This window comes from Planococcus sp. YIM B11945 (assembly GCF_050864155.1).
GTDB lineage: Bacteria > Bacillota > Bacilli > Bacillales_A > Planococcaceae > Planococcus.
The window spans coordinates 46,233-61,584 of record NZ_JBOZWR010000008.1 but is presented as its reverse complement, the minus strand read 5'-3'; the positions used below and the strand labels follow the sequence as shown (position 1 = coordinate 61,584).

Here is a 15,352-nt window from a genome sequence, read left to right as displayed (position 1 = left end):
TCACCAATAAGTTTAATGCCATAGGCACCGGATTCAGAATGACACGTTAGTTCTGGAAACGGTGTTTTTTTGTCTGTTGCGAAAGTAAGCGCCATCAAACACTTAAAGATATTATTTGCAATTATGGAGCAATAAAGAGAAGGGGGAAGGTCGTTTGACAGCATAGAAAAACTCACGTATCGTTAGTATTTGTGAGAAAAAGAAAAGGAGGATGCTATATGAAAAAAGTAACGAATGTTTTCTGGATTGCCTTGGCGCTGGTCATTTTGGCCGCAGCTTATGGCGTAGTAGCACCAGACAATTTCGCTGATGTTACAGGAAATATAGAATCATTCTTGACGTCATCGTTCGGTTGGTATTATTTGTTGATCGTTTCGTTCATGGTGCTATTCTGCCTATTCTTCCTTATCAGTCCGATGGGAAAGATTAAATTGGGGAAAGACCAGGACAAACCGGAATATTCTTTTATCACGTGGATTTCTATGCTATTTTCCGCGGGAATGGGAATTGGCCTTGTGTTTTGGGGATCTGCAGAACCGCTATCGCATTATGCGATCGATCCTGCGACAGCTGAACCTGAAACCGTCGAGGCTTTCCGTGAATCACTGCGCTTTACGTTTTTTCATTGGGGAATCCATGCCTGGGCGATTTATGCAGTAGTCGCTTTAGTACTAGCTTATTTCCAATTCCGAAAAGGCGAGCCCGGCTTGATTTCAGCTACGTTAAAACCATTGTTTGGCGAGAAGATGAAAGGGCCATGGGGCGTAATAATCGATGTAATTGCTGTGTTCGCGACAGCTGTCGGTGTTGCGACAACGCTCGGATTTGGCGCTATCCAAATCAATGGAGGGTTGGCATTTTTGTTTGACGGAATCCCGAGCAATAATTTCACGGTCCAAATTATCATTATTGTCATCGTGACCATTATGTTCTGTGCATCCGCATGGAGCGGATTGAGCAAAGGCATCAAGTATTTGTCCAATACCAATATGGTACTGGCAATCGCTTTGTTAATTCTGGTAATTATACTAGGTCCAACTTTGTTAATTTTAAACACCTTAACCGATACCATCGGGAGCTATATCCAAAATATCGCACAGATGAGTTTCCGGACCTCACCAGTCAATCCGGCAGAGCGCGAATGGATTAACGGCTGGACCATCTTTTACTGGGCATGGTGGATTTCGTGGGCACCATTCGTAGGAATTTTCATAGCACGCGTTTCAAGAGGACGGACGATCCGCCAATTTCTGACAGGCGTATTATTAATTCCTGTGGTCATCAGTTTCATCTGGTTTGCGGCATTCGGGACTACTGCGATGGACGTCCAAAACAGCGGAGTAGACTTAACAGGATTGTTGACAGAAGAAACTTTGTTTGCCGTATTTAACGAAATGCCACTGGGGAGCATCTTGTCGATAGTAGCGATCATGCTGATTACAACATTCTTTGTTACCTCAGCAGATTCCGCGACTTTCGTGTTGGGGATGCAATCAACTAATGGTTCATTGAACCCATCCAACAAAGTCAAGTTGTCTTGGGGAATCGGCCAATCATTGATCGCAGCTGTTTTGCTGTCGACCGGTGGATTGGATGCACTCCAAACAGGCCTAATTATCGCGGCTTTCCCGTTTTCGTTCATCATGCTGCTGATGATGGCTTCTTTCTACAAATCGATCAATTTAGAATACAAAGCACATAAACGTAAGTGATAAAAAGTGTCCGAACAGCCCTCAAAAAATGGCTGTTCGGACATTTTTCGTATTCCTGCTGTTAAAATAAAGTTAGTGGACAATCCTTCGAAATTGAAAAATGGATCGCCCGCTATTCGAAAAAAAGAGGTGCATTCATGGCTGTTTTATTTCTCGTTGTTATATATTTGGCATTTATCAGTTTGGGTTTGCCGGATTCGCTGCTCGGGGCCGCGTGGCCGGCGATGCAACCGGAATTTGGAGCGCCTCTTGAAACGGCGGGTTTGCTTTTTATGGCCATTGCCGGCGGGACCATTCTATCCAGCTTAGCGAGCGGCGCCATTCTGAAGCGGTTTGGCACGGGGAAAGTGGCGCTGGTCAGCTGTTTGATGACAGCAGGCGCTCTTCTGGGCTTTTATGTTTCGCCGTCGCTTGTGTGGCTAGTTCTTTTCGCTATTCCGCTGGGATTGGGGGCAGGGTCGATTGATGCCGGCTTGAATCATTATGTGGCCGCCAATTACAAAGCACATCACATGAGCTGGCTTCACTGCTTTTGGGGAGTAGGAGCTACACTCGGCCCGATTATACTTGCCGCATTTATTGCAGGAGACCATTCGTGGAGAAATGGCTATTTGGCAATTGCCGGCATTCAGTTTGCCATCGTTGTGCTTTTGTTTGTTTCGCTGCCTTTATGGAAGAAAAACGAAAAAGACAACGGAGCTCTAGAAAAGGAGGGGGGCGCTAGTCCCGCTGTTCAACCGATAAAGCCAATGAGAATCAAAGGCGTCAAGTTCGCGTTGATTACTTTTTTGTTTTATTGCGGAGTTGAATCGACAATGGGGCTTTGGGGCAGCAGTTTTTTGGTGAATGTCAAAGGGCTATCCATTGAGACGGCTGCCCGCTGGGTGTCGTTTTACTTTGCCGGCATTACCGCCGGAAGGTTTGTTACGGGCTTTGTCACGTTACGGGCAAGCAACCGGACGCTGATACGCTCGGGGCAATTGATTGCATTAACGGGAGCAATCCTATTGGTGCTGCCGCTGCCGATAATGTTGTCTCTTGTGGGATTCGTGCTTGTTGGATTGGGGCTTGCACCGATTTTTCCGTGCATGCTCCACGAAACGCCGGCGCATTTTGGCAAAGAACATGCTCAAACCATCATGGGCTATCAAATGGCCGTCGCGTATACAGGCAGCACGTTTATCCCGCCATTGCTCGGGTTTATGGCTGCCCAGTCGACCATTGGCATTTTCCCATTCTTTATCACTGCTTTGATTGCGGTGATGCTGCTCGGAACGGAACGGTTAAATGCGCTGATGAAAAACAGAAATCGGCTGGGGAAAGAAAAAGCGGACTCGCCGATGATTTAAGTTTGTTTGTTAAACAAGGCGACGTATTCAACCGAATGCCGCTGCTTTTTTGGGATTGAACCGTATATAATGGAGAAAGTGTTTGGAGTGAATGGAGGATTTTTTTATGATTGAAAGACCACATGTTTTATTAGTAGACGGGATGGCGCTGTTGTTCCGCTCTTATTTTGCTACTTCCGCTGTTGGCCAGTATTTCCGCACGTCAGAAGGATTGGCGACAAATGCGGTGCAAGGATTTGCCCGCCACGTGCTAGCGGCGAAGACGATGATGAAGCCGACGCATCTTGCAGTGTGCTGGGACATGGGCGCCCATACGTTCCGGACGGATTTGTTCGATGGCTACAAGTCAAACCGCCCAGCGCCGCCAGATGACATGCTCCACCAATTCGATTTGGCGAAACGAGTGTCCGAGCAGCTTGGCTGGAAAAATTACGGCGAAAAAGGCATTGAAGCGGATGATTTTATCGGCTCGTTCACGAAGCAATGGCAAGACATAGCCAAGTTCACGATTATTACAGGAGACAAGGACATGCTGCAATTGCTGAATCCTGCTGTCGAGATCGCATTCATGAAAAAAGGCTTCCATATATACGATGTGTATACAGAAGCTCGTTTCAAAGAAGAGTATGGCATTGAACCGACGCAGTTTGCCGATGTCAAAGCGTTTATGGGCGACGCCAGCGACGGCTATCCTGGCGTCAAAGGCATCGGGCCGAAGACCGCGCTGCAATTAATCCAAGAGCACGGCTCGACTGATGGCGTCTTGGCCGCAATCGACCGCTTGAAACCGGCCCAAAAGAAAAAGATAGAAGAGCATAAAGAAATGCTGCTTCTATCTAAAGAGTTGGCGGTCATCAAGTGCGACATTCCGCTCGACGTTTCCCTTGATGAAATTATTGTGCCGAATTACACAAATGATATGGTCCAGCTGTTTGACGACCAGGAATTGAAACTGCTCGCTCGGCAGCTGGAAAAAAGTTTGCTGCCGGCAGTCAACCCGTTTGAATAGGAACAATTTTAACGAAGGTTAATACCTTTTGATTGGCTTGATAAGAAACCGTCCGGAGCTTGCTCGGGCGGTTTTTTTGTCCGTTGTCGTGAATATACAAAATCAAATCATCTGGTTTTTCTTCAAAGCCGACAAGCGGCACCCAGTGGTAATTGTAAGTGGGTTTTAAAAACCAGTGGAACGAAAAATAACGGTCAAACTTCATGGCAAGGGGGCGGCCAGCAAGCAATTCGCTTTTAACTTCTTCTAAACTGCGCGCCTTTTGAATTTTGTAGCGGCTGCCCGCAAGTTTGCGCAAATTTCTTAACAGCCGCCACGTAAACAGCCCGATTCGAGTAGAACCGAGCTGCGCATATAAATCATTGATGCCATAGCTTTTTGTCTCGTGATGCTTTAAGATGGTGGCAGCTGTCACCGGACCACATGCAGAACCGCGCAATTTTTTAGTAATGGATGATTCATACTGGGACATTCCTTCGAATGGAATGATGGCTTTCACAGCTAACGCCTCCTCGTGCATAACGAATTCTTATAAAGCGGGCAAAGACTTTTCGTTTTCACTGATCAGCACTTTTAGCGCTGCCCGGAAATTGGTGTAAACTTCGAGTTCTACTTGAATGCCGGCATGAACGATTTCACGGACAAAGCGCGGATTAAATCCGACATAAAGCGGGCGGAGGCCCATCAGTTTTTGTGCGCTGTTCAATTGGCTCAATTCGCTCGCCAGTTCGTTGTAGTCGAATGATTCCACATCTTCCGTATTAACGCCGGTAAAATCGAAAATCACGCATTCGGTTTCGCGGTGATCCGCAGCGTATTTCAATACTTTCGTCCGAATGGCTTCAAAGCGGTCCCGGTAAATAAATCCAGCAATCGGCACTAAAATGGTGCGGGGCACGATAGAGGGAATGATTGGAACGGACATGTTCTTGATCACTTTCTCATAATGCTTGACCAATTCTTTTAGTTCATTTAATTCTTGTTGCTGATCCATGTTAACACCTCGAGTTTTCAATAGTAGGCCAGGGCAAGAAAGGGTGAACGGCGGCCTAGGCTTTTTGTGCAGATAAAAATTCGGTAACTGATTCCGGCGATTTTGCATTGGCGCTGTGCAAGTGCGCCGTTTTTGCGCCGTTTTTGAAAATCAGCAAACTTGGAATGCCCATAACTTCCCATTGTTCAGCAAGTTCTGGAAGCTCGTCGCGGTTTACGTCAAACCATTTATATTGATTGTATTCTTCAATAATCGGGTCGATAAACATATCCATCCGTGTGCAGTCAGGGCACCAGCCCGCTTGGAATTTCACGATGACTGGGTCATTTCCGTTAATGATTTCGTTGAATTGTTGTGCAGTCGTAATTGAGTTCATTTTATTGCCTCCTTCTATTCTATCTTTTAGTGTAACCTTCAACTTACAAATGGAAAAGAAATTAATCTTTTCGAGCTTGGAAATTTTATGGCGATTAAATATTGCGAAAAAAGAAAATATACATTAAACTAAGAGACATAGAGAACGTTCTATTTTTTTAAGTAAAAAATGAATGAGGGTTCATTCAAAAATAATAGGAGGGCTTGCTAGTGACATACCAAATACAAAAAGCAGCGGTGCTCGGTTCTGGCGTTATGGGTTCAGGAATTGCGGCACACCTTGCAAACATAGGAATTCCCGTGTTGCTTCTCGATATCGTTCCGCGTGAGCTATCGCCAGAAGAAACAGCGAAAGGATTAACGCTTGAAAACAAAGCGGTTCGAAACCGGATTGCAACAACGGCGATTCAGAAGTTGCTGAAACAAAAACCAGCGCCGTTAACGGCTAAAAAGAATTTAGAATTGATCACCCCAGGAAACCTGGAAGATGATTTGGATAAATTAAAAGATGTCGACTGGGTTATCGAAGTCGTCGTTGAAAACTTGGGTGTCAAAAAATCGCTGTACGAAAAAATCGATGCGGTCCGGAAACCCGGAACGATCATTTCTTCCAATACATCGGGCATCAGCATCAACGCAATGGCAGAAGGGCGCTCGGAAGATTTCCAAAAGCATTTTCTTGGCACGCATTTCTTCAATCCACCGCGCTATTTGAAATTGCTTGAAGTCATTCCCGCAGCAACTACTGCTCCAGAAGTGGTCGAATTCATGACCGAGTTTGGCGAAGACCGTTTAGGAAAAGGCGTCGTAATCGCAAAAGACACGCCGAACTTTATTGCGAACCGCATCGGTACATACGGATTGCTTGTGACAATTCAAGAAATGCAAAAACGCGGCTATACCGTCGGTGAAGTGGATTCCGTTACAGGACCTTTAATCGGACGTCCGAAATCCGCAACATTCCGCACGCTTGATGTGGTCGGCTTGGACACGTTCATGCACGTTGCAAAAAACGTTTACGATCAAACCACTGGCGATGAGCAGCAAGTGTTCGAAGCACCTGCCTTCATGAAGAAAATGGTGGAAAATGGCTGGCTTGGCTCGAAAACCGGCCAAGGATTCTTCTTGAAAAAAGACAAGGAAATTTTGGAGTTGGATCCAGAAACCTTGGAATACCGTCTAGCCGGTAAATTGAAAACGCCTTCACAAGAAATGGCGAAGCAGCAAAAAGGGCTTTCTGCCAAGATGAAAACCCTTGTCTACGCAGAAGACCGGACCGGTGAACTTCTTTGGAGCATTTTGTCTCCAGCACTTCGCTATTCTGCTGAATTGACGGGCGAAATCGCAGACGACATCGTCGCAATCGACAACGCCATGAAATGGGGCTTCGGCTGGCAGCAAGGGCCGTTTGAAACGTGGGACGCAATTGGCGTCGCCAAATCCGTCGAAAAAATGAAACAAGATGGGCATGACATTCCGGCATTTGCGCAAAGCTTGCTCGATTCAGGAAACGAAAGCTTCTATAAAGAAGTGGACGGCGATCTTCATTTCTTCAACGGCACCGATTATCAGCCAGTGCCGGTCAACGAAAAAGCGATCGACTTGAAACGCTACAAGAAAAAGCATGGCGTCATTAAATCGAATTCAGGTGCAAGCCTCATCGACCTTGGAGACGGCATTGCGCTACTTGAGTTCCATTCGCAGTCGAATTCCATCGGCTTGGATATCATCCAAATGATCAATTTTGCCGTTGACGAAGTTGAGAAAAACTTCAAAGGGCTTGTTATCGGCAACCAAGGCAAAAACTTCTGTGTCGGGGCAAACCTTGGCATGATTTTGATGGAAGCGCAAGACGATAACATTTTCGAACTTGATTTCACGATAAAAGCGTTCCAAAACGCCATGATGAAAATCAAATACAGCAATAAACCAGTAGTGGCGGCGCCATTTGGCATGTCGCTTGGCGGAGGAGCGGAAGTTGCGCTTCCTGCAGCGCATATCCAAGCGTCAATGGAAACATATATGGGCTTAGTGGAAGCAGGCGTTGGGCTGATTCCTGGCGGCGGCGGTAACAAAGAGCTTTACATCAAACATTTGAAAGGCTTGCCAAACGGCGTCTTGGTTGATTACCAAAACGTAGCAAGCAAAGTGTTTGAATCGATTGCGATGGCGAAAGTTTCAACTTCTGCTGACGAAGCGCGCGAAAACAACTTCTTGAATTTCGTGGATGGCATCAGCGTCAACAGCGATCACTTGATCTACGATGCTAAACAGGCAGCTTTGGCGTTGTATGAAACAGGCTATCAAGCGCCGAGACGCGAAAAAGTGCCGGTTACAGGCGAACCGGGATATGCAACTTTGCTGTTAGGGGCAGAAGGCATGTTCTTGTCAGGCTATATCAGCGAATACGATTTGAAAATCGCGAAAAAGCTGGCATTTGTCTTGTCTGGAGGGAAAGTTCCCTATGGCACATTAGTAGACGAACAATACTTGCTCGATTTGGAGCGTGAAGCATTCTTGAGTTTAGTGGCGCAGCCGAAAACGCAACAGCGGATGCAGCACATGCTCGTAAAAGGAAAACCGCTGCGCAACTAACAGGCAGCACGAATAAGAGGAGGAAACACACATGCGCGAAGCAGTAATCGTATCCGGTGCACGGACACCGGTCGGAAAAGCAAAAAAAGGATCTCTCGCAACTGTACGCCCGGATGATTTTGGCGCATTGGTTGTGAAAGAAGCATTAAACCGCGCTGGAGGCTATGACGGTCCAATCGATGATTTAATTATGGGTTGCGCAATGCCGGAAGCAGAACAAGGTATGAACATTGCCCGAAACATCGGCGCGTTAGCCGGATTGCCGGAAACTGTATCGGCAGTAACAATCAACCGCTTTTGTTCATCAGGATTGCAGTCAATCGCCTATGCAGCAGAACGCATCATGGTCGGTTCAGCGGAAGCAATCATTGCCGGCGGTGTTGAGTCGATGAGCATGGTGCCGATGATGGGGAACGTCATTCGCCCGAACGCAAAATTAGCAGAAACGGCGCCGCAATATTACATGAGCATGGGCCATACGGCAGAACAAGTGGCCACGCAATACGGCATCAGCCGCGCGGACCAAGACGCATTTTCAGTCCGCTCCCATGAAAAAGCGGCAGCAGCCATCGAAAAAGGGCATTTTGTCGAAGAAATCGTGCCAGTCGAAGTGACAAAGCGCTTTGTTGATGAAAACAATAAATACCAGGAAAAATCGTTCATGTTCGAAATGGACGAAGGCGTCCGCCACGGCACGTCAATCCAAACTTTGAACAAATTGCGCTCTGCATTTTCTGCACGCGGTACCGTTACAGCTGGAAACTCGTCTCAAACGTCTGACGGCGCAGGCGCACTTTTAGTCATGGACCGTGAAAAAGCGGAAGCGGAAGGCTTAAAGCCAATTGCGAAGTTTCTTTCATTCGCAACAGGCGGCGTTCCGCCGGAAGTAATGGGAATCGGACCGATTGTCGCCATCCCAAAAGCTTTGAAACTGGCTGGCTTATCCATTGAAGACATCGACGTGTGGGAATTGAACGAAGCATTCGCTTCTCAGTCGCTTGGCGTAATCCGCCACTTGAACATCGATATCGACAAAGTTAACTTCAACGGCGGCGCCATTGCACTGGGCCATCCACTAGGCGCTACAGGATCTATTCTAACGCTTCGCATGATGAGCGAATTGAAACGACAAGGCAAGCAGTTCGGCGTAGTCACAATGTGCATCGGAGGCGGCATGGGCGCAGCAGGCGTCTTTGAAATGCTGTAAAAAGTGAATTGAATTTTAGAGTTGATCTTCCGCAAAACAGCTTCGCTTTCCTGCGGGCTTGCGCCGAACTAACTCGGGCTAAACGCCCGAGTGGATTTCGACACTGCGCGGTCCCGCGGGAGTCTCCGCTGTTTTGCTCCATATCACTAATTCAATGATCTGTTACTAAAATGAAATACCGATTGTCTAATGTGTGAAGACGGATCGCCAATATATGATTTTATGAAAAAAAGTGGAAGGCGGCGACTCCTGCGGGAATAGCACGAGCTGAAGCCACTGGACTGAGCGGAGCGAGGGAAGCGGCGGAAGCTGTGCCCGCGGAAAGCGTCCGCCTGAAGCGGTTAGTTAAGAATGAAAAATAGGAGGAATTTACAATGGAACAAGAAAAAACATTGATCAAAGGCGGCAGTTTCTTAATCGAAGAGGCCGACCTGTCACGGGTATTCACACCGGAAGATTTCACGGACGAGCATAAAATGATCGCGAAAACGACTGAGGATTATGTCGAAAACGAAGTAATGCCAGTTGTCGAGAAATTGGAAAACCACGAATTCGACCATTCTGTCCGTCTATTAAAATCAGCCGGCGAACTTGGCCTTCTTGGAGCAGACGTTCCTGAACAGTATGGCGGCCTTGGGCTGGATAAAATCGCTTCCGCGTTGATTGCTGAAAAAATGTCCAAAGCGGGCGGTTTCGGAATTACACACGGCGCACACGTTGGGATTGGTTCATTGCCAATCGTTCTTTTCGGAAACGAAGAACAAAAACAAAAATACTTGCCGCTTTTAGCGACAGGCGATATGATCGCTGCTTACGCATTGACTGAGCCAAGCTCAGGATCTGACGCATTGGGCGCGAAAACAACTGCCAAACTAAACGAAGCAGGCACACATTACGTCTTGAACGGTGAAAAACAATGGATTACTAACGCTGGATTTGCTGACGTATTTGTTGTTTACGCAAAAATCGACGGCGAAAAATTCTCGGCATTTATCGTAGAACGTGCTTATGATGGCGTTTCAGTTGGGCCGGAAGAAAAGAAAATGGGGATTAAATCATCTTCTACCCGCACATTGATTTTGCAGGACGCAGTAGTTCCTGTCGAAAATTTATTGGGTGAAGCAGGACGCGGACACGTCATTGCGTTTAACATTTTGAATATCGGACGCTATAAATTGGGAGTAGGCACAATTGGCGGCGCGAAACACGCTATGGAAATCACGATTCCATACACAAATCAGCGCCAGCAATTCAAAACGCCGATTTCATCTTTCAACTTGACGCGCGAAAAACTGGCGACGATGGCGTCTCAATTGTATGCACTTGAAAGCTCTGTGTACCGCACAGTCGGCTTATTTGAAGACCGCATGAGCGGCTTTACAGAAGAAGAACATGCAAACGGCAAATTGGTAGCCGATTCAATCGCGGAATTTGCCATCGAATGCTCGATGAACAAATTCTTCGGCACTGAAACATTGGATTACATTGTTGATGAAGGCGTTCAATTGCACGGCGGATATGGCTTTATGCAAGAATACGCAATTGAAAAAGCGTACCGCGATTCACGCATCAATCGCATTTTTGAAGGAACGAACGAAATCAACCGTTTGCTGGTTCCGGGAACATTGATCCGCAAAGCAATGAAAGGCGATCTTCCATTGTTTGAGCACGCAACAAAATTGCAAGAAGAGCTCTTGATGATGATGCCGGAAGAAGTGGGCACAGAAGCATTGGCTCAAGAAAAATACTTGGTTAGAAACGCGAAGAAAATTGCGTTGCTAGCAGCTGGCCTAGCCGCACAAACATACGGAGCAAAATTGGAACATGAGCAAGAAGTGCTTGTAAACATCGCGGACATCGTTTCAAACGTTTTCGCAATGGAATCAGCTGTTCTGCGCACAGAAAAAGCAATTGCAGCTTCTGGCGAAGAAAAAGCGCAGCAAAAACTATTGTATACACAAATCTATTGCCAAGAAGCATTCGATAAAATCGAAAAAGATGCAAAAGAAACATTGCTTGCCGCTATCGAAGGTGACAACCAGCGCATGATGCTGTCTGCTCTACGCAAATTGACGCGTTCAACGCCATACAACGTCATTGCGAAAAAACGCGAAGCTGCGGTTAAATTGATCGAAGTGGAAAAATACGTGGTTTAAAAAATTTACAAACAGTGAAAGCTCCGGAATCATTAGATTCAGGAGCTTTCAGCTTGGTGAAAACTTATTTAAAAAGGTAGTAAATATACTTGTCTAGATTGCTATCTCGCTAGCGTCTCATAGCTTAATACAGCTTCTCACTGTTGAAAGGCGAGTATAAGCCGGGAAGTTCACGTGTGCTAAGCCATTATTTATTTTCTATTCCTGAAAACTATGAGCGAACTATCTCTTCGACTGAAGCGGAAGGCGGCGACTCCAGCGGGACAGCACGAGCCGAAGACCCTGGAGCGACCGAAGGGAGTGAAGCGGCTAAGGCCGTGCCCGCGGAACGCGTCCGCCTAAGCGTATTGAGACGTTTGCCAAAATTTTCTCGACCGCCTTAATACGCCGGAATCATTTGATTCCGGCGTATTTTCTTTCATGCCTTTTTATCGTTCTTTTGTTAAGCTTAAAGAAAAAGGAGGCTTTACCATGATTCAATTTTACGCATACGCAAAATGTTCGACGTGCCGCAACGCCAAAAAATGGCTTGATGCCAATGGCGCTAAATATGAAGCCATCAACATTGCGGAAGATCCGCCATCGGCTAAAGAACTGCGCACCATCTACGAGGCGAGCGGCACCGAGCTCAAGAAATTTTTTAACACGAGCGGCATGAAATACCGGGAGCTTGGACTAAAAGACAAACTGGGCACGATGAGCGAAGAAGAGCAGCTGGAATTGCTTTCTTCAGACGGCATGCTGATCAAGCGTCCGGTCGCCTGGGATGGAGAAAAAGTGACGCTTGGGTTTAAAGAAGCGGACTATGAAAATACCTGGAAGTAAGCCGAGACGATTGTTGTATTTCACAGATGATTATGTCAAACTGAAATTGAGCACAATACATATTTTGGAGGGGTCTAGATGAGCACACCACAAGAGCTTCGTTATTCTAAAGAACATGAATGGGTTAAACTCGAAAACGGCACTGCACGTATCGGCATTACGCATTTTGCGCAAGCTGAACTTGGCGATATCGTATTTGTTGAACTTCCGCAAGTTGGCGACGAACTGAAAAAAGACCAGCCATTCGGCAGTGTGGAATCCGTTAAAACGGTTTCTGAATTGTACGCGCCAATCAGCGGCCGTGTGGTTGAAGTCAACTCTGAGCTGGACGACAGCCCTGAGTTTGTCAACGAGTCTCCGTATGAGCAAGCTTGGATGGTTGTTGTTGAAGAAGTTAACGATGCCGAGGTCAATGAATTGATGACAGCGGAGCAATATGAGAAAATGATAAATGAATAAGACCCGAAAAGCGCCTCTTGTTTGGCGCTTTTTTTTATCATAACGAGCGGGGTGTCGACCTATGGGTAAAGTGATTGTTGTCGAAGGGCTTACGGACAAATCAAGAATTGCGCCTCTTATCGCAGAACCGGTCACGATTCTTTGCACGAATGGCACAGTGAGTGCCACGAGGCTTGAGGAATTGCTGCTTCCCTATGAAGGATTGGATATCATCATTCTAGTGGACGCGGACAAATCCGGAGAGCAATTGAGAAAGCTAGTGAAACGTGAATTTCCCGAAGCGCGGCATTTTTACATCAACCGCAGCTACAAAGAAGTCGCAACAACCCCGATACGCATCTTGCTCGATGTGCTCATCAGCGCCAATATTCGGGTCAATCAGCTACTAACCGAAGGATGATCGAAATGAACGAATGGACACATAAAGAATGGATCAAAGAAAAAAATACGAATGATACCACCGCTTTTTATTTGTATACGCCGATGTGCGGAACGTGCCAAGTGGCGACGAAGATGCTTGATGTCGTCAAAGAGCTGCTGCCGGATTTGACTCTAGGCAAAGCCAATTTGAACTATGTCCAGGAAATTGCCGCTTTGTATGAAGTAGAAAGTGTGCCTTGCCTGATCATTACGGAGAATGGATTAGTGAGAGAAAAGATTTACGCGTTCCAATCTGTCCCTTTTTTATATAAAAAATTAAAAGTGGTTGACGAAGCGCGCCGTGCATGGTAAATTGAATTTCTGATTGAAAAACTTAATATCGTACTCTTATTAAGAGAGGTGGAGGGAAGTGCCCTATGAAGCCCGGCAACCGTCATGAAAATGAAATGGTGCCAATTCACGCAAAGCGAAAGCTTTGAGAGATGAGAGAACGGTGTCCGTATACATTTGCGAATACCCTTCTGCTCAGTTCTGTGCAGAAGGGTATTTATTTTGGAGTAGGAGTTGTAAAAAATGATTGAATTAAAGAAAGTGACGAAAATATACGACACTGGGAAAGGGGCGCTTGCTGCCGTTGACGGCGTCGATTTATCCATTTCGCCTGGCGAAATTTTTGGCATTATCGGCTACAGTGGAGCAGGAAAAAGCACCTTAATCCGCTTGTTGAACGGATTGGAAAAGCCGACCTCTGGTACGGTTCAAATCAACGACCATGTTATTACCGCAATCAAAGGAGCAGAGCTGAGAAAAGCGCGCCAAAAAGTCAGCATGATCTTCCAACACTTTAACTTGCTGTGGTCGCGGACAGTAAAAGAAAACATTGCCTTCCCACTTGAAATCGCAGGCGTGCCGAAAAACAAGCGAGATGCGCGCGTGATGGAACTGGTGGAGTTGGTCGGGTTAACGGGCCGTGAGAACGCCTATCCGTCGCAGCTTTCCGGCGGACAGAAACAACGCGTCGGCATCGCACGGGCACTGGCGAACGATCCAGAAGTGCTGTTGTGCGATGAAGCTACATCCGCGCTCGATCCTGAGACAACCGATTCCATCCTGGATTTGCTGGTCGACATCAACAAACGCCTCGGCTTGACGATTGTCTTGATTACACATGAAATGCACGTCATCCGGAAAATTTGCCATCGGGTAGCCGTCATGGAAGGCGGCCGGGTAGTGGAGCTGGGCGATGTGTTGAACGTCTTCCAGTCACCAAAAGAAGAAATTACGAAGCGCTTTGTGGCGCAAGTGACCGAAACAGAAGACTCGGGCGAAACGATTAAAAACTTGCGCGAATTGTACCCGACTGGCGATTTGGTAAAACTCATGTTCGTGGGCGATCAAACGGAACAACCGATTTTGACAAAATTGATCCGCACGCATCCAGTCGAAGTCAATATTGTCCAAGGCAAAATCTCGCATACCCAGCGAGGCGCTTACGGAACTTTGATTTTGCAGCTTAAAGGAACACGTGAAGAAATTGCGAATGCCATCGCATTTTTGAACAACGAAAACATCCAGACAGAGGTGATGGCAAATGATTGAATCTTTATTTCCAAACGTTGATTGGGACAAAATGTGGGAAGCGACCGTCGAAACGCTATACATGACCGCCATGTCGACGATCTTTACGTTTATTATCGGACTCGTACTCGGTATTCTTTTATTCTTAACGGCACCGCGGCAGCTTTGGGCAAATAAAATTGTCAACTGGCTGACCGGAGCATTTGTCAACATTTTCCGTTCCATTCCATTTATCATCTTGATCATTTTATTGATTCCGTTTACGAAATTTTTAATTGGCACCATTCGCGGACCCAATGCTGCTTTGCCGGCGTTGATCATCGGTGCGGCACCATTTTATGCCCGCATGGTATTGATCGCCTTAAAAGAAATTGACAAAGGGGTGATTGAAGCTGCTCGGTCGATGGGAGCTACGACGTGGACAATTATCCGCAAAGTGCTGCTGCCGGAATCCAAGCCTGCTTTGATTTCAGGAATTACAGTTACAGCGATTGCGCTTGTCGGCTATACAGCGATGGCAGGCATCATCGGCGCAGGCGGCCTTGGCACTTTGGCTTTCCTTGACGGATTCCAGCGAAGCCGCGAAGATGTCACCTTAATGGCTACAATTTTAATATTGGTTGTTGTTTTTGCCATCCAATTTATTGGAGATTTTATTACGACGCGTTCAGACAAACGATGATTGCGGTTTTGCCGTTGCCATATAAAAACA

15 protein-coding genes and 1 riboswitch are annotated in these 15,352 nt (G+C 46.6%); of the genes, 12 read left to right on the top strand and 3 right to left on the bottom strand.

What is annotated here, in order from left to right; translation table 11 throughout:
- The first annotated feature begins 218 nt into the window (after positions 1–218).
- The 3 genes from ACRRQV_RS15615 (at position 219) to ACRRQV_RS15605 (ending at position 4,070) form a co-directional block, all read left to right on the top strand.
- Positions 219–1,712 (top strand): glycine betaine uptake BCCT transporter, encoded by a 1,494-nt coding sequence (locus ACRRQV_RS15615; protein WP_432532552.1) that lies wholly within the window; start codon positions 219–221, stop codon positions 1,710–1,712.
- Between the two features lie 137 nt (positions 1,713–1,849).
- Positions 1,850–3,061: an MFS transporter gene (locus tag ACRRQV_RS15610; protein WP_432532550.1), complete on the top strand. Its 1,212-nt coding sequence runs from the start codon at positions 1,850–1,852 to the stop codon at positions 3,059–3,061.
- Positions 3,062–3,167: 106 nt separating this feature from the next.
- Positions 3,168–4,070 (top strand): 5'-3' exonuclease, encoded by a 903-nt coding sequence (locus ACRRQV_RS15605; protein WP_432532548.1) that lies wholly within the window; start codon positions 3,168–3,170, stop codon positions 4,068–4,070.
- On the opposite strand, the gene ACRRQV_RS15600 is transcribed toward ACRRQV_RS15605, so the two are convergent.
- From ACRRQV_RS15600 to ACRRQV_RS15590, 3 genes are read right to left on the bottom strand one after another with little or no spacing between them, the layout of a single operon-like run.
- Positions 4,054–4,569, bottom strand: coding sequence for a hypothetical protein (locus tag ACRRQV_RS15600; protein WP_432532546.1), 516 nt, complete (start codon positions 4,567–4,569; stop codon positions 4,054–4,056). The two genes, ACRRQV_RS15605 and ACRRQV_RS15600, sit on opposite strands and share 17 nt — an antisense overlap.
- 30 nt (positions 4,570–4,599) lie before the next feature.
- The gene (locus ACRRQV_RS15595; RefSeq protein ID WP_432532544.1) at positions 4,600–5,064 is read right to left on the bottom strand and encodes an STAS domain-containing protein; all 465 of its coding nucleotides are present in this window, start codon (positions 5,062–5,064) and stop codon (positions 4,600–4,602) included.
- A gap of 55 nt (positions 5,065–5,119) precedes the next feature.
- Complete coding sequence (locus tag ACRRQV_RS15590) at positions 5,120–5,440, bottom strand: thioredoxin family protein (protein WP_432532542.1); 321 nt, start codon at positions 5,438–5,440, stop codon at positions 5,120–5,122.
- A gap of 209 nt (positions 5,441–5,649) precedes the next feature.
- Between ACRRQV_RS15590 and ACRRQV_RS15585 the strand changes: the two genes are divergently transcribed.
- The 9 genes from ACRRQV_RS15585 to ACRRQV_RS15545 all read left to right on the top strand — a co-directional run bounded on the left by ACRRQV_RS15585 (position 5,650) and on the right by ACRRQV_RS15545 (position 15,322).
- A complete protein-coding gene (locus ACRRQV_RS15585) occupies positions 5,650–8,034 on the top strand; it encodes a 3-hydroxyacyl-CoA dehydrogenase NAD-binding domain-containing protein (RefSeq protein ID WP_432532540.1) in 2,385 nt (794 codons plus the stop codon).
- A 31-nt stretch (positions 8,035–8,065) separates the two neighbouring features.
- Positions 8,066–9,241, top strand: coding sequence for an acetyl-CoA C-acetyltransferase (locus ACRRQV_RS15580; RefSeq protein WP_432532538.1), 1,176 nt, complete (start codon positions 8,066–8,068; stop codon positions 9,239–9,241).
- 374 nt (positions 9,242–9,615) lie between these two features.
- On the top strand, positions 9,616–11,397 hold the full coding sequence (locus ACRRQV_RS15575; protein WP_432532536.1) for an acyl-CoA dehydrogenase family protein: 1,782 nt from the start codon (positions 9,616–9,618) through the stop codon (positions 11,395–11,397).
- Positions 11,398–11,868: 471 nt separating this feature from the next.
- Complete coding sequence (locus ACRRQV_RS15570; RefSeq protein WP_432532534.1) at positions 11,869–12,222, top strand: arsenate reductase family protein; 354 nt, start codon at positions 11,869–11,871, stop codon at positions 12,220–12,222.
- 78 nt (positions 12,223–12,300) lie between these two features.
- On the top strand, positions 12,301–12,681 hold the full coding sequence (gcvH, locus tag ACRRQV_RS15565) for a glycine cleavage system protein GcvH (protein ID WP_432532532.1): 381 nt from the start codon (positions 12,301–12,303) through the stop codon (positions 12,679–12,681).
- A 61-nt stretch (positions 12,682–12,742) separates the two neighbouring features.
- Positions 12,743–13,081, top strand: a complete 339-nt coding sequence (locus ACRRQV_RS15560) for a hypothetical protein (protein WP_432532530.1) — start codon at positions 12,743–12,745, stop codon at positions 13,079–13,081.
- A gap of 5 nt (positions 13,082–13,086) precedes the next feature.
- Complete coding sequence (locus ACRRQV_RS15555) at positions 13,087–13,413, top strand: thioredoxin family protein (RefSeq protein ID WP_432532528.1); 327 nt, start codon at positions 13,087–13,089, stop codon at positions 13,411–13,413.
- Between the two features lie 33 nt (positions 13,414–13,446).
- A riboswitch (SAM riboswitch) is annotated at positions 13,447–13,551 on the top strand.
- An 84-nt stretch (positions 13,552–13,635) separates the two neighbouring features.
- The gene (locus tag ACRRQV_RS15550) at positions 13,636–14,661 is read left to right on the top strand and encodes a methionine ABC transporter ATP-binding protein (RefSeq protein WP_432532526.1); all 1,026 of its coding nucleotides are present in this window, start codon (positions 13,636–13,638) and stop codon (positions 14,659–14,661) included.
- Positions 14,654–15,322: a methionine ABC transporter permease gene (locus ACRRQV_RS15545; protein ID WP_432532524.1), complete on the top strand. Its 669-nt coding sequence runs from the start codon at positions 14,654–14,656 to the stop codon at positions 15,320–15,322. The genes ACRRQV_RS15550 and ACRRQV_RS15545 overlap by 8 nt, the downstream gene beginning before the upstream one ends.
- The last annotated feature ends 30 nt before the right edge of the window (positions 15,323–15,352 follow it).

What these genes read in the sequence shown, in the direction of transcription:
- ACRRQV_RS15590 (WP_432532542.1), bottom strand. Translation starts at nt 5,440, where the DNA reads ATGAACTCAATTACGACTGCACAACAATTCAACGAAATCATTAACGGA.
- ACRRQV_RS15570 (WP_432532534.1), top strand. Translation starts at nt 11,869, where the DNA reads ATGATTCAATTTTACGCATACGCAAAATGTTCGACGTGCCGCAACGCC.
- ACRRQV_RS15555 (WP_432532528.1), top strand. Translation starts at nt 13,087, where the DNA reads ATGAACGAATGGACACATAAAGAATGGATCAAAGAAAAAAATACGAAT.
- ACRRQV_RS15560 (WP_432532530.1), top strand. Translation starts at nt 12,743, where the DNA reads ATGGGTAAAGTGATTGTTGTCGAAGGGCTTACGGACAAATCAAGAATT.
- gcvH (WP_432532532.1), top strand. Translation starts at nt 12,301, where the DNA reads ATGAGCACACCACAAGAGCTTCGTTATTCTAAAGAACATGAATGGGTT.
- ACRRQV_RS15575 (WP_432532536.1), top strand. Translation starts at nt 9,616, where the DNA reads ATGGAACAAGAAAAAACATTGATCAAAGGCGGCAGTTTCTTAATCGAA.
- ACRRQV_RS15595 (WP_432532544.1), bottom strand. Translation starts at nt 5,064, where the DNA reads ATGGATCAGCAACAAGAATTAAATGAACTAAAAGAATTGGTCAAGCAT.
- ACRRQV_RS15615 (WP_432532552.1), top strand. Translation starts at nt 219, where the DNA reads ATGAAAAAAGTAACGAATGTTTTCTGGATTGCCTTGGCGCTGGTCATT.
- ACRRQV_RS15550 (WP_432532526.1), top strand. Translation starts at nt 13,636, where the DNA reads ATGATTGAATTAAAGAAAGTGACGAAAATATACGACACTGGGAAAGGG.
- ACRRQV_RS15545 (WP_432532524.1), top strand. Translation starts at nt 14,654, where the DNA reads ATGATTGAATCTTTATTTCCAAACGTTGATTGGGACAAAATGTGGGAA.
- ACRRQV_RS15580 (WP_432532538.1), top strand. Translation starts at nt 8,066, where the DNA reads ATGCGCGAAGCAGTAATCGTATCCGGTGCACGGACACCGGTCGGAAAA.
- ACRRQV_RS15605 (WP_432532548.1), top strand. Translation starts at nt 3,168, where the DNA reads ATGATTGAAAGACCACATGTTTTATTAGTAGACGGGATGGCGCTGTTG.
- ACRRQV_RS15610 (WP_432532550.1), top strand. Translation starts at nt 1,850, where the DNA reads ATGGCTGTTTTATTTCTCGTTGTTATATATTTGGCATTTATCAGTTTG.